At 48.0% G+C, this 13,461-nt stretch carries 12 protein-coding genes and 2 pseudogenes; all 14 read left to right on the top strand.

The window, feature by feature from the left end:
• Window positions 1-51: 51 nt before the first annotated feature.
• Window positions 52-135 (top strand): annotated as a pseudogene (locus DWZ38_RS17695) (Maff2 family protein); the annotation flags it as partial.
• A gap of 16 nt (window positions 136-151) precedes the next feature.
• Entirely contained in the window at window positions 152-1,021 is an 870-nt protein-coding gene (locus DWZ38_RS17690; RefSeq protein WP_005928553.1) for a VirB6/TrbL-like conjugal transfer protein, CD1112 family, read from the top strand.
• 24 nt (window positions 1,022-1,045) lie between these two features.
• The gene (locus DWZ38_RS17685) at window positions 1,046-1,456 is read left to right on the top strand and encodes a PrgI family protein (protein ID WP_005928557.1); all 411 of its coding nucleotides are present in this window, start codon (window positions 1,046-1,048) and stop codon (window positions 1,454-1,456) included.
• Window positions 1,404-3,833, top strand: coding sequence for a VirB4-like conjugal transfer ATPase, CD1110 family (locus DWZ38_RS17680; protein WP_015542402.1), 2,430 nt, complete (start codon window positions 1,404-1,406; stop codon window positions 3,831-3,833). Before DWZ38_RS17685 ends, DWZ38_RS17680 begins: the two co-directional genes overlap by 53 nt.
• The gene (locus DWZ38_RS17675; protein WP_117854363.1) at window positions 3,830-4,711 is read left to right on the top strand and encodes a site-specific DNA-methyltransferase; all 882 of its coding nucleotides are present in this window, start codon (window positions 3,830-3,832) and stop codon (window positions 4,709-4,711) included. The genes DWZ38_RS17680 and DWZ38_RS17675 overlap by 4 nt, the downstream gene beginning before the upstream one ends.
• 38 nt (window positions 4,712-4,749) lie before the next feature.
• Window positions 4,750-6,831, top strand: a complete 2,082-nt coding sequence (locus DWZ38_RS17670; protein WP_117854367.1) for a CHAP domain-containing protein — start codon at window positions 4,750-4,752, stop codon at window positions 6,829-6,831.
• Between the two features lie 42 nt (window positions 6,832-6,873).
• A complete protein-coding gene (locus DWZ38_RS17665; RefSeq protein WP_117854362.1) occupies window positions 6,874-7,131 on the top strand; it encodes a DUF4315 family protein in 258 nt (85 codons plus the stop codon).
• On the top strand, window positions 7,121-7,822 hold the full coding sequence (locus DWZ38_RS17660; protein ID WP_117854361.1) for a DUF4366 domain-containing protein: 702 nt from the start codon (window positions 7,121-7,123) through the stop codon (window positions 7,820-7,822). Before DWZ38_RS17665 ends, DWZ38_RS17660 begins: the two co-directional genes overlap by 11 nt.
• Window positions 7,819-9,243 (top strand): annotated as a pseudogene (locus DWZ38_RS17655) (DNA topoisomerase); the annotation flags it as partial. The gene DWZ38_RS17660 and the pseudogene DWZ38_RS17655, both read left to right, overlap by 4 nt.
• A gap of 53 nt (window positions 9,244-9,296) precedes the next feature.
• The gene (locus DWZ38_RS17650) at window positions 9,297-11,219 is read left to right on the top strand and encodes a recombinase family protein (protein ID WP_117460717.1); all 1,923 of its coding nucleotides are present in this window, start codon (window positions 9,297-9,299) and stop codon (window positions 11,217-11,219) included.
• Window positions 11,216-11,599: a TnpV protein gene (locus tag DWZ38_RS17645; protein ID WP_003864567.1), complete on the top strand. Its 384-nt coding sequence runs from the start codon at window positions 11,216-11,218 to the stop codon at window positions 11,597-11,599. The genes DWZ38_RS17650 and DWZ38_RS17645 overlap by 4 nt, the downstream gene beginning before the upstream one ends.
• Window positions 11,600-11,708: 109 nt before the next feature.
• A complete protein-coding gene (locus tag DWZ38_RS17640) occupies window positions 11,709-11,957 on the top strand; it encodes a ferredoxin (RefSeq protein ID WP_117460718.1) in 249 nt (82 codons plus the stop codon).
• On the top strand, window positions 11,935-12,225 hold the full coding sequence (locus tag DWZ38_RS17635) for a molecular chaperone (RefSeq protein WP_117460719.1): 291 nt from the start codon (window positions 11,935-11,937) through the stop codon (window positions 12,223-12,225). Before DWZ38_RS17640 ends, DWZ38_RS17635 begins: the two co-directional genes overlap by 23 nt.
• Before the next feature lie 245 nt (window positions 12,226-12,470).
• A complete protein-coding gene (locus tag DWZ38_RS17630; protein WP_117460720.1) occupies window positions 12,471-13,118 on the top strand; it encodes a hypothetical protein in 648 nt (215 codons plus the stop codon).
• Window positions 13,119-13,461: the final 343 nt, after the last annotated feature.

Raw genomic sequence — 13,461 nt, 5'->3', positions numbered from 1 at the left:
GATTTTTTGTACGCCGCCGCCCGCCATCGAGCAGAGTTTTACACCTAATTGGGTATAAAACAGCTCATGGCGGGCGGCGGCGTTGCCCTTATCGGTGGCACCCTTGTACCTCTGCTTTCCGGCCTGTTCGGTTAAGCGGCGGGGTTAGCCTATGCAGAGCATACTTGACGCGATTAACGAATGGATAAAGGAAATCCTCATTGGAGCCATTAACGGTAATCTGTCAACTATGTTCGGGGACGTAAACGAAAAAGTCGGAACTATCGCCGCAGAGGTAGGACAAACCCCGCAGGGGTGGAACGCAGGCATATTTTCCATGATACAGAGTTTGTCGGAAAATGTGATTGTACCCATTGCGGGGCTTGTCATTACCTACGTTCTATGCGTGGAGCTTATCAGCATGGTAACGGAAAAGAACAATATGCACGATATTGACACGTTCATGTTCTTTAAGTGGTTTTTCAAGGCGTGGGTAGCGGTGTATCTCGTTACCCACACCTTTACTATCACTATGGCGGTGTTCGATATGGCGCAGCACGTTGTTTCCGGCGCAGCGGGCGTGATCGGCGGCAATACGAATATCGACGTTGACGCCGCCCTCTCGTCCATGCAAGCCGGACTTGACGCTATGGAAATCCCCGAACTGCTTTTGCTCGTTATGGAAACAAGCCTTGTGAGCCTTTGCATGAAAATCATGTCGGTGCTTATCACGGTTATCCTGTACGGCAGAATGATAGAAATTTACCTTTACTGTTCGGTATCGCCTATCCCGTTTGCAACTATGACCAACAGAGAGTGGGGGCAGATAGGCAACAACTACTTAAAAGCCCTGTTCGCCCTCGGTTTTCAAGGCTTCCTCATAATGATATGCGTCGGCATTTATGCGGTTTTGGTTGGCAGCATGATTGTAGCGGACAACCTGCACAGCGCGATTTTCTCCCTTGCAGCCTACACCGTGATTTTGTGCTTCTCCCTATTCAAAACAGGCGCACTTGCGAAGTCAATATTTAACGCCCATTAAAGACCGAAAGGAGGAGGTTTTCACTTGGCGTATGTACCCGTACCCAAAGACTTATCAAAAATCAAAACGAAAGTCGCTTTTAATCTGACAAAGCGGCAGATTATATGTTTTGCGGCAGCCCTCGCTATGGGACTACCGCTTTTCTTTTTGCTCAAAGACAGCGCGGGAACAAGCATGGCGGCATTTGCAATGATTGTCGTTATGCTTCCCTGCTTCCTCTTGGCAATGTATGAAAAACACGGGCAGCCCCTTGAAATCGTGATAAAGAACGTCATTCAGACAAAGTTTATCCGACCAAAGGAACGCCCCTATCAGACGGAAAATTTTTATGCCGTCATAGAAAAACAACGAAAACTGGAAAAGGAGGTATCGGCTATTGTCAATGGCAGAACGAAAAACCATGACCCGCGCGGTAAAAAATCCCGTGAAGCGTAAGCTGACCCGCGCAGAAAAGAAAGAAATCGCCGCCGTGATACAGGCGGCAAAGGGCGACGGGAAGCCCCGCACCGCACAACAGACCATTCCCTACTTGCAGATGTACCCGGACGGGATTTGCAGGGTAACGGAAAAGAAATACAGTAAAAGCCTTGTCTTTGAAGATATTAACTATCAGCTTGCACAGGCAGACGATAAGACAGCCATTTTTGAAAACTGGTGCGATTTTCTCAACTACTTTGACGCTTCCGTTTCGGTGCAGCTCTCTTTCATCAATCAGGGTGCAAGAAAGGAAAAGGCACAGGCGGCTATCGAAATTCCGGCGCAGGACGACGCTTTTAACTCTATCCGCAGGGAGTACGCGGATATGCTTAAAAATCAGCTTGAAAAAGGCAACAACGGACTGGAAAAGTGCAAGTACATTACCTTTTCCATTGAAGCGGACAATCTTGCGGCGGCAAAAGCCCGCCTTTCCCGTATCGAAACCGACGTACTCAATAATTTTAAGGTGCTTGGTGTAACCGCCCGCCCCATGAACGGACAGGAACGCTTGAACGTACTGCATGGGATTTTCCACCCGGAGGGCGAGCCGTTCCGTTTCTCTTGGGACTGGCTTGTACCGTCCGGGCTTACCACAAAGGACTTTATCGCCCCGTCCTCGTTCCGCTTTGGCGACGGCAGGACGTTTCGCATGGGGCGCAAGCTCGGTGCTGTTAGCTTCCTTGAAATCCTTGCGCCGGAGCTGAACGACCGTATGCTTTCGGACATTCTCGACCTTGAAAACGGAATTATCGTCAATCTGCATATCCGCAGTATCGACCAGAGCGAAGCAATCAAGACTATCAAGCGCAAAATTACCGACCTCGACAAGATGAAGATTGAGGAACAGAAAAAGGCGGTACGCAGCGGGTACGATATGGATATAATTCCGTCCGACCTTGCCACGTTCGGCAGCGAAGCGAAAAATCTCTTGCAGGATTTACAGAGCAGAAATGAAAGAATGTTTCTGCTGACGTTCCTTGTGGTAAACATGGCAGACACGAAGCGGAAACTGGATAATGACATCTTTGCTACGGCGGGCTTTGCACAGAAAAACAACTGCGCTCTGACCCGCCTTGACTATTTGCAGGAAGCGGGCTTTATGTCCTCTATTCCTCTTGGGGAGAACCTTATCCCCATTCAAAGAGGGCTTACGACCAGTAGCACCGCTATTTTTATCCCGTTCATCACGCAGGAGCTTTTCCAAAGGGGTGCAGCCCTTTACTACGGCTTAAATGCCCTTAGTAACAACATGATACTCTGCGACCGCAAGCAACTGAAAAATCCCAACGGGCTTATTCTTGGAACACCGGGAAGCGGTAAATCCTTTGCGGCAAAACGGGAAATGACAAACGCCTTTCTCATTACCGACGACGATATTATTATCTGCGACCCGGAAGCAGAATATTTTTCCCTTGTGCAGCGTTTGGGCGGGCAAGTGATACGTCTGTCGCCTGCCGGAAAAGGCATGGACGGCAAGCCCCAGTATGTGAACCCTATGGATATTAACCTCAACTACTCCGAGGACGACAACCCGCTTGCCTTGAAATCCGACTTTATCCTTTCCCTCTGCGAGCTTGTTATCGGCGGCAAAGAGGGCTTGCAGCCCGTGGAAAAGACCGTCATTGACCGCGCCGTTAGGAATGTGTACCGACCTTTCCTTGCAGACCCCGACCCGGCAAAAATGCCGATTTTGGGCGACCTCTACAACGAACTGCTGAAACAGCCGGAGCCGGAAGCTGCCCGCATTGCGGCGGCATTGGAGCTTTATGTTTCCGGCTCTCTGAACGTCTTTAACCACCGTACCAACGTGGAGCTTTCAAACCGTCTTGTCTGCTTTGATATTAAGCAGCTTGGAAAGCAGCTCAAAAAATTAGGTATGCTCATTGTGCAAGACCAGGTGTGGAACCGCGTGACCGTCAACCGCGCCGAGAAAAAGGCAACCCGTTACTATATGGACGAATTTCATTTGCTTTTGAAAGAGGAACAGACCGCAGCCTATTCTGTGGAGATTTGGAAGCGTTTTCGTAAATGGGGCGGCATACCGACGGCTATCACACAGAACGTCAAAGACCTTTTAAGCAGCCGCGAAGTCGAGAATATCTTTGAAAACTCCGATTTTGTCCTCATGCTCAATCAGGCACAGGGCGACCGGGCTATCCTTGCAAAGCAGCTTAACATCTCCCCGCAGCAGATGAAGTATGTAACCCACACCGAAGCGGGCGAGGGGCTTATCTTTTACGGGAATGTGGTGCTGCCGTTCATTGACCGCTTCCCGACGGACACCGAGCTTTACTGTCTGCTTACGACAAAGCCGGAGGAAGTGAGCAAGCCATGAAAACAGACGTAATCATCAACCGCGACGCCCTCTATGCCCTGCGGGAGCTTCCGAGCGAAAGCGTGAACTGCTGCGTCACAAGCCCGCCTTACTATGGACTAAGGGACTACGGGCTTGACGCGCAGATTGGACGTGAGGACACGCCGGAGCAGTATATCGGGCGGCTTGTGGAAGTGTTCCGGGAGCTGCGCCGGGTACTCAAAGACGACGGGACATTTTGGCTGAATATCGCAGACACATACTGCGGCAGCGGCATGAAAGCGGGCTGCAAGCAAAAGGATTTAATCGGTATTCCGTGGCTTCTTGCCTTTGCCCTGCGCTCTGACGGGTGGTATTTACGCAGCGATATTATCTGGCTGAAAGAAAACCCTATGCCGGAAAGCTGCCGCGACCGACCGAGCCGCTGCTATGAGCATATCTTTTTACTGACGAAATCAAAGAAATATTACTATGACGCTGCCGCCATTGCAGAGCCGATCGCGCCGGGAACGGCTGCGCGCTACAGGCAAGGGCGCAGCGCAGGACACAAATACGCCGAGGAAGTACCAGGACAGGGCAAGGTACAGGGTATCAATCAGCCCCGCAGCGGCAGCTATTATGACGACGCCCTTATGCCGACCACAAGAAACAAGCGGGACGTTTGGCTTATCAATACCGTACCGTACAAGGGCGGGCATTTTGCCGCCTATCCCCCGAAGCTCGCGGAAACGTGCATACTTGCGGGCTGTCCGAAAGGCGGCGTTGTGATAGACCCGTTCTTTGGAAGCGGCACCACCGGGCTTGCAGCGAAAAGCCTTGACCGACGCTATATCGGCATTGAACTGAACGCCGAGTATTGCGCCCTTGCAGGGGCGCGGATTGGAGGTGGGAACACTTGAAAGACCCCTTAAAGCCCCGCGATAAAATCACGCAGAAAATGACCCGCGACGGGGCTATCGCAGAAAATCAGACCACGGGAGACACGGAACGTATCAGCAAGCGGACGCAGGACGCGGATTTTCAGAAATCCCCGGAGCAACAGACAGCACAGGACGCGGCGGCACAGCTTAACCCGGTATCTGATACAATCCCGCTTCCCCATGCGCCGGGAGCTGCCCCCAAAGCGGACACAGGCAAAACGGAGCGCGTCATGGAATATCTTGACGCTGCCCACACCCGCAAGGCAAGTAAAAAGGCAGTACGTAGGGCACAGGAGGAAGCCACCGCACAAACGAAATCTTCCCGCTTGCAGTTTACTGAGGAAGAACTTAACACCCCGGAACTTGAAAAATACATCAGGAAATCCAACAAAGCCGCTGACCGCTTGGATAAGGCAAAGGCAGCTATCCCCAAAGAAAAGAAACTTGTAAAAGAGCGCACCTTTGACGAAGCTGCCGGGAAAGGCAAGACCCGCCTGCACTTTGAGGAAAAGGACAAGCCGCCCGGATTTAAGGAGAAACACAGCCCCTTATCCCGCCCCGCACAGGAAGCCGGGATTTTGGTACATAACAAAATCCATTCTGTCGAAAAGGATAATTCCGGCGTGGAGGGCGCACACAAGAGCGAGGAAGCCGCAGAACGGGGATTGAAGTACGGGGCGCGGAAAATCAAACAGGGCTACCGCAGCCATAAGCTGAAACCCTACCGGGAAGCGGCAAAGGCAGAAAAAGCGGCTTTCAAGGCAAACGTGGATTTTCAGTATCACAAGACCCTGCATGAGAACCCGCAGCTTACCTCTAACCCCATTTCCCGGTTTTGGCAGAAGCAGAAAATCAAGCGGCAGTATGCAAAGGAAGCCCGCAATACCGCAAAGGGTATCAAGGGCGCGGCAGAACGCACCCGCAAGGCGGCAGCCAAAGCCGCCGAGAAAACAAAACAGACCGCAGCATTTGTGGCAAGGCACCCGGCGGGTGTGGCAATCGCTGTCGGAGTGCTGCTGCTCTTTATCATGGTTATGTCCGGGCTGTCCTCCTGCGGAGCTATGTTTTCCGGCGCGTTAAACGGGGTGCTTGGAACGTCCTATACCTCCGAGGACAGCGACCTTGTGGAAGTAGAAAACAGCTACGCCGGATTGGAAAACGAGCTGCAAAGCAGGATTGACAATATCGAGCGCGACAATCCGGGCTATGACGAGTACCGCTATGACCTTGCGAATATCGGGCATAACCCCCACGAATTAGCGTCCTATCTGACCGCAAAATACCAAAGCTACACCCGCGCCGACGTACAGGCAGAATTGCAGCGGATTTTTGAGCAGCAATACAAGCTGACCTTGACCGAAGAAATCGAGGTACGCTATCGGACGGAAACGCGGACAGGCACAACCACCGTTACCGACCCGGAAACGGGAGAAACGACCACTGAAACCTACGAATATGAGGTTGAAGTACCTTACAACTATTACATTCTCAATATCAAGCTGACGAATACCCCGCTATCTACCATTGCAGAAAACAATCTGATGCCGGAACAACTGGAAATGTACCGGGTGTACTTGCAGACAAGCGGGAACAAGCCCCTTATCTTTGGCGGCGGCTCTCCCGATACTTCCGCGTCCGAGGATTTAAGCGGCGTGGACTTTGTAAACGGAACGCGCCCCGGCAATACCGCCATTGTTGACCTTGCAAAGCGGCAAGTCGGAAATGTGGGCGGCTATCCTTATTGGAGCTGGTACGGCTTTAACAGCCGCGTGGAATGGTGCGCCTGTTTCGTGTCCTGGTGTTACGGGCAAATGGGACTTTCCGAGCCGCGTTTTGCCGCCTGCCAGTCGCAGGGTATTCCGTGGTTTACCTCTCACGGACAATGGGGAGCGCGGGGCTATGAAAACATTGCCCCCGGCGACGCTATCTTTTTTGACTGGGACTTAGACGGAAGCGCAGACCATGTAGGGCTTGTCATCGGCAGGGACGCAAACCGTGTCTACACCGTGGAGGGCAATTCCGGCGACGCCTGCAAGATTAAGAGCTATCCCCTTGACTATGCCTGTATCAAAGGGTACGGGCTGATGAACTGGAACTGACATACAACAACACATTTGAAAATCGAAAGGAGAAAAATCATTATGGCTATGAGTAAAATCGAAAGAATAGAAAAGGAAATCCAAAAGACCCGTGAGAAAATCACGGAGTATCAGAACAAGCTGCGCGGACTGGAAGCACAGAAAACCGAAGCGGAAAATCTGCAAATCGTTCAGCTTGTGCGCTCCATGCGTCTGACCCCGCAGGAGCTTAACACCATGCTGAAAGACGGCGGTATTCCGGGCATTGCCTCTATCCCCGCAGACTATGACGAACAGGAGGAAACCGAGAATGAAGAATAAAATCCTTGCAAGCATTACCGCACTTTGCGCCGCCCTTGTTCTTGTGGGCGGCTTTTCCGTTACCGCCTATGCACAGACTCCGACGGAAGAAACCGATGACAGCGGCGTAATCGTGGAAACCGAGCCGCAGCCCTTAACGCCGGAGGGCAACATGACCCTTGTGGACGACATTGACGGGGACGCTGCCGAGGATAAGCAGTTTATCGTCGTGAAAAGCAAAGGCGGCAACTATTTTTACATTATCGTTGACCGGGCAGCCGAGGGGGAAAGTTCCGTCCACTTCTTAAATCAAGTAGACGAAACCGACCTTATGGCGATTATCGGGGAAGAGCAGACCGAACAGCCCCCGGCTGTCTGCAACTGTACCGAAAAATGCAAGGCGGGCGAAGTCAATACCGCCTGTCCTGTCTGCTCTGTAACTATGAATAACTGCACAGGCAAAGAAGCCGAGCCGGAAGCTCCCGCAGAGCCGGAGAAACCGAAAAACAGCATGGGCGGGCTTTTGATTTTGCTTGTTGTGGGACTTCTTGGCGGCGGCGCAGCCCTCTACTACTTTAAGTTTATGAAACCGAAGCAGAGCGTAAAAGGCAGCACCGACCTTGACGAGTTTGATTTTGACGAATACGACGAGGACGAGCCGGAGGAAGAAACTGACAGCGCAGATACCGAACAGGAGGACGAGGAAGAATGAAATTTGTGATTTGTGAGAAACCCAGCGTCGGGGCGGCGGTTGCCGCCGCCCTTGGCGTAAGGGAGAAGAAAGACGGATATATCGAGGGGAACGGTTATGTTATCTCTTGGTGTATCGGGCATTTGGTAGGACTTGCGGAAGCTGCCGCCTATGGGGAACAGTACAAAAAGTGGAGCTATGACAGCTTACCCATTCTGCCGCAGGAATGGCAGTACACCGTAGCAGCCGACAAGGGAAAACAATTCAAAATCTTAAAAGACCTCATGCAGCGCAGCGACGTTTCGGAAGTCGTGAACGCCTGCGACGCAGGACGCGAGGGAGAATTGATTTTCCGCTTTGTCTATCATCAAGCGGGCTGCAAGAAGCCCTTTACCCGTCTTTGGATTTCCTCTATGGAAACGGACGCCATCAAAAGCGGCTTTGACAATCTGAAGGACGGGCGCAGGTATGACGCTCTCTATCATTCCGCACTATGCAGGGCAAAGGCTGACTGGCTTATCGGCATTAACGCGACCCGCCTTTTCTCCTGCCTGTATGGAAAAACCTTGAACGTGGGGCGCGTTCAGACCCCAACCCTAAAAATGCTTGTAGACCGGGACGCTGCCATTATGAACTTCAAGAAAGAAAAATATTACCATGTGCGCCTTATGCTCCCCGGCGCAGAAGCGGCAAGCGCGAAGATCTGCGCCGCTGATGAAGCGGGCAAACTGAAAGCGGCCTGCGAAGCGTCGGCGGCTGTCTGCACTTCCTTGACCCGTGAAAATAAAACCGCTATACCGCCGAAGCTCTTTGACCTTACCTCTCTGCAAAGGGAAGCAAACCGTATCTACGGGTACACGGCAAAGCAGACCTTTGACCTTGCACAGACACTTTATGAAAAGAAGCTGCTTACTTATCCGAGAACGGACAGCAACTATCTGACCGACGACATGGGCGACACAGCGGCGAGTATCGTATCGCTGCTTTGCGGCAAGCTGCCCTTTATGGCGAGCGCAGCCTATGAACAGAGTATTTCCCGCGTTCTGAACAGCAAAAAAGTATCAGACCACCACGCCATTATCCCCACTATGGAAATTGCAAAAACTGACCTTACTACGCTGCCGGAAAGTGAAAGAAATATCCTTATCCTTACCGGGGCGCGTCTGCTTATGGCGACCGCAGAGCCGCACGTTTACGAAGCGGTAACGGCGGTTTTCTCCTGCGCCGACCATGAATTTACGGCAAGGGGCAAGACGGTAATCGCTGCCGGGTGGAAAAACATTGAACGGCTTTACCGGGCTACCCTCAAAAAGAAGCCGGACAGCGACGACGAAAACGAACTTGTTTTAGATGTGCCGGACTTTACCGAGGGACAGACCTTTGAAAACCCTGCTGCAAAGGTTACGGAGCATGAAACGACGCCGCCGAAGCCCCACAATGATGTGATATTTTGTGAGCGTAAGGAGTGGATAGGAATTGAAGAAAGGAGTTCAGCATGAGAAGAAAAAAAGATAGAAGCAATGGCATTACTGCTTTGTATGAAAGACTGTCTCGTGATGACGATAATGCTGGAGAGAGTAACAGTATCATTCATCAAAAGCAAATGCTTGAAGATTATGCTATAAAACATGGTTTTACGAATCTTGTTCATTTTACCGATGATGGTTGGAGTGGAGCGACCTTTGACAGACCTTCATGGAACAGACTTGTTGAAGGTGTTAAAAACGGAGAAATCACTGCCTGTATCTGCAAAGATATGTCCAGAATCGGCAGAGACCATTTGCAAGTGGGTTTTTTCACTGACATTCTGTTTAGAGAAAAGGAAGTTCGATTTATAGCAATCAATAATGGTATTGACAGTGACCGTCAAGAAACCAGTGAGTTTGCCCCTTTTCTGAATATCATGAATGAGTGGTTTGTCAGGGACACAAGTAAGAAAATTAAAGCTGTACTGAAATCCAGAGGTTCTTCCGGCAACGCTCATACAAGTAATATCCCACCATACGGCTATTTGAAAGACCCCGAAAACCCCGACCATTGGATTATTGATGAAGAAGCTGCTGAAGTAGTCCGCAGAATTTATCGCATGACTATTGAGGGAAAAGGACCTTATCAGATAGCAAGAGAACTTTCAGAAGAAAAAATAGAAAGACCGTCTTATTATCTTGGAAAAAAGGGACTTGGAAATCATGCAAGCAACTATGACAAAGAAAATCCGTATATGTGGCGAGGAAATCAGGTTACTACTCTGATTGCCCGACCAGAGTATATCGGAAAGACTGTCAACTTCAGGACATTCAAAAATTCCTATAAGGACAAAAAGACGAAAAGGGCAGACAAGGAAGATTGGGTGGTTTTTGATGATACACAAGAGCCTATTGTCGATGAAGAAACATGGCTGCTTGCTCAAAAGTTAAGACAGAATGTAAGAAAAGCAGATCCTATGGGCGAGCCTAATGTTCTGACCGGAAAGATTTACTGTGCTGATTGTGGTGCGCCGATGTATAATCACAGGCAGCGGAAAGGGCGAGAAAGAATATACTATACTGCCAAAGGCGAAAAAAGGACAAGTTATTCCAATCCGGCAGATTGTTATGAATGTTCCACTTATAATCTTGCTTATCAGAAGTATGATCGTCACTGTACTTGCCACCATATTTCAACAAAAGCACTTAAAAGCATCATTCTGAAAACTATACAAGAGACTTGCCATTATGTTTCTTTGAATGAGCAGGAGTTTGTCTATTCTCTGCAAGAAGAATCGGCGATGAAAGATATTGCTGTTTCTGAAACTGTAAAAAACCGCATTGAAAGAAATCAGAAGCGAGTTCACGAACTGGATATGCTTATCAGGAAAATCTATGAAGATAATGTGATTGGAAGATTGCCGGACAGACTTTTTCAGAGTATGCTTACTGATTATGAAAATGAGCAGAACGAGCTGAACAAGATTATTGAGACTGACACCGCTGATATGCAACGGATTATAGGCGGTCAAAATAATGTGGAGCGTTTTCTGAAGCTGGTCAAAAAGTATGAGAACATTACAGAACTTACTCCTGCCATGATAAATGAATTTATCGACAAAATACTGGTTCACGAGCCACAAGGAAAAGGTGCAGACCGCACCACAGAGGTGGAGATATATCTTAACTATGTCGGGCAATTTCAAGTACCTGTGGAGCAGCATGAACCAACAGAGGAAGAAAGGATTGCTGCTGAAAAAGAGGCGGAACGACTTCGCAGAAAACGAGAATCCAATCGTAAGTATATGAAAAAGATTCGTGAGAAATCAAAAGAATTTGCGGAGCATGAGCGTATAGCAGAAGAAAAAAGCTCTGATAGCAATGTGTGTGTTGAACAGAACGCCACAAGCAAATCAAATCGGCAAAAAGTGAAAGGAGAAAAAATAGCATGACAGAATTGAAACCACGAATCCATGATGAATGTAACGGTCTGGACTATGTTCTTGTGGGCGATTACTATGTGCCGGACTTGAAGCTACCGGAGGAACATCGCCCTATCGGTATGTGGGGCAGACTGCACAGGACATATTTGGAGCAGTACCGCCCTGCAAGGTTATCTGCCCTCTGTTTATCCGGCGAACTGCATACTTACCTTGCTGACCTGAACGAACAGGCAGCAGAAAGGTGCAGCCTTATCATTGAGCAGATGAAACAAGCCGAGGGTGTGACCGAAACCATGAAAGCAGACAATCAGATGTTGTGGGTACAGTCCATGAACTCTATCCGTAACCGAGCCGAAGAAATCATCAGACAGGAAATGATTTACTGCTGATTTTATCAAGTCCAAAACCAACAAATTTATATCGTCAACGAAACGACAGGTATTTCCTTATGAAGTGTCTGTCGCTTTTCATTTATCAAACTTTAAGGAGGAAAACACAATGAAGATGAACCGGAATGAAATGGAAGCCCTTTATGCCTTTGGCTGTCCGAACCTGAAAGCAACTGTCAAGCGTTTGCGTATGGTAGCTGCCCTTGCACCCGATCCAGTGGCGAAGAAGCTGTTTTATATGCTTTCCGTCAAGCTGAGTGCTGAGGGAGTTGAAAGGTGGTATTGCTGCTTTTACTGCAAGCTGCGTGTGTTGAAAAACCATAGGGAGGGCTGCTATGGAGAGACTGACGAAGATTGAGAAAGAAACAATCGTTCTCTTTAATGAGGGCGAGGACAAGGCAAATATCTACACCCACAACGCCGGATTGAAAAAGAGGTTGGCTGCTTTTGCTAAGAAGTACCCTGACCTTTGCAGACTGGAAAAATCCAATGTTCAAGGCGGTGTTTCTTATGAGCTGGCAAAGTCCCGTCTGTCTATCCGCTTCCTGCCGCCTTACAGTGAGGAACGCAGACAGAAAGCCAGCGAATATGCGAAAAAGTATGGGCTGAACAGTCAGCAGGGATAGTGTGATAATCAGGGCTGATATGCGGTTAAAATGTCAGGTGCAGACCTGATGTTTTGACCGTTGCCTATCGCCTGTGAGGAAAGTATCGGGGACTATGAAATTTGCAGAAATGTGCGTTACGGGTAGCAAGATAAAAAGCTGTGAAAATTTAATGCCACTTCGGAATTATTAACACTTATTTGTAGATTTAAGGTATGGAGATATGTTAGAATAGCAATAAATAATGACGAAAGGGTAATTTTTATATGATGAAACTTAGTGAAAAAACCAAAAATTTCATACTATATGGTGTTGAAAATAAAATAGAGAGGAAAGAGATTTATAAATTTGATGGAGCAATACTTTTTCTCTGTTTTTTAGCAATGTTTATAGCAGATTCAACTCCGTCGCCCTCTTTTTACAGAATTTTTTTAATACTATTCTATGTTGTTTTCGTAATTGCTACATTTTCAAAATCAGATGTGACTGGCGAAAAAACTTTTTGGATTCATGGCATTCAAGGTTTAGGAATGGGCATTTTGTTCGGTTGGTTTGGAACTATTCTCATATTTTCAACATTAGAAAAGGAAGATTATAGTTCTTATATGGCTATTTTATTGATTGTATATATAATAAGTGCGATAGCATATACATGTTTAGTTATGTTTCTCATAAAAAAGGATATATATAATTCAGATTCTAATAAAAAAGTTATGGGAGGTTGGAGTTTCGTTTGTTTTGGAATGCTCGGAATATCCGTCGCTAAAATAATGAGTTCTAAAATACCATATATATCCATGATTAGGATAGCAGGTTTGGGATTTTATGTTCTTTCGTTACTATGTTTAATGAGTATATTTTTTTTCGTGAAGTACTTTTTGATAAAAAAATATAAGCTAAAACCGAATGAATAAATAATCTTTATATTCCACATAAATGATAATCAGCTGCATAGTTGGTCGTTTTTGTTTATCCATTTACAGACTATTTGTAATCTGCCACAACTGAATATGACCATTAAGGTCAGATGAAGAAACCGATGTATTGAGCGTAAAGCGATCATGCGTCGGTTTTTCTTATTTCATGAGCTGACAGAATTCCGACTGTATATCACCCGTGAGGAAAGTATCGAGGACTATGGGTTTTGAGGAAATGTGCGTTACAAGGCTTGAACAGGAACTCTGCACACAAATTTTTCTTCCATTCGTTAAGTTGATGAAGTATAATGAAATATGAAAAATTGAGGTTTTTAATGCT

Origin of the sequence: Ruminococcus sp. AF31-8BH (assembly GCF_003460605.1) — a bacterium.
Lineage (GTDB): Bacteria > Bacillota > Clostridia > Lachnospirales > Lachnospiraceae > Blautia_A > Blautia_A acetigignens.
This window is presented reverse-complemented; position numbering and strand designations above follow the sequence as displayed.

Excerpts from the sequence above, each read along its gene's own strand:
- DWZ38_RS17645 (WP_003864567.1), top strand. The coding sequence starts at position 11,216 with ATGACAGAATTGAAACCACGAATCCATGATGAATGTAACGGTCTGGAC.
- DWZ38_RS17680 (WP_015542402.1), top strand. The coding sequence starts at position 1,404 with ATGGCAGAACGAAAAACCATGACCCGCGCGGTAAAAAATCCCGTGAAG.
- DWZ38_RS17635 (WP_117460719.1), top strand. The coding sequence starts at position 11,935 with ATGGAGAGACTGACGAAGATTGAGAAAGAAACAATCGTTCTCTTTAAT.
- DWZ38_RS17665 (WP_117854362.1), top strand. The coding sequence starts at position 6,874 with ATGGCTATGAGTAAAATCGAAAGAATAGAAAAGGAAATCCAAAAGACC.
- DWZ38_RS17650 (WP_117460717.1), top strand. The coding sequence starts at position 9,297 with ATGAGAAGAAAAAAAGATAGAAGCAATGGCATTACTGCTTTGTATGAA.
- DWZ38_RS17670 (WP_117854367.1), top strand. The coding sequence starts at position 4,750 with ATGACCCGCGACGGGGCTATCGCAGAAAATCAGACCACGGGAGACACG.
- DWZ38_RS17640 (WP_117460718.1), top strand. The coding sequence starts at position 11,709 with ATGAAGATGAACCGGAATGAAATGGAAGCCCTTTATGCCTTTGGCTGT.
- DWZ38_RS17675 (WP_117854363.1), top strand. The coding sequence starts at position 3,830 with ATGAAAACAGACGTAATCATCAACCGCGACGCCCTCTATGCCCTGCGG.
- DWZ38_RS17690 (WP_005928553.1), top strand. The coding sequence starts at position 152 with ATGCAGAGCATACTTGACGCGATTAACGAATGGATAAAGGAAATCCTC.
- DWZ38_RS17630 (WP_117460720.1), top strand. The coding sequence starts at position 12,471 with ATGATGAAACTTAGTGAAAAAACCAAAAATTTCATACTATATGGTGTT.
- DWZ38_RS17660 (WP_117854361.1), top strand. The coding sequence starts at position 7,121 with ATGAAGAATAAAATCCTTGCAAGCATTACCGCACTTTGCGCCGCCCTT.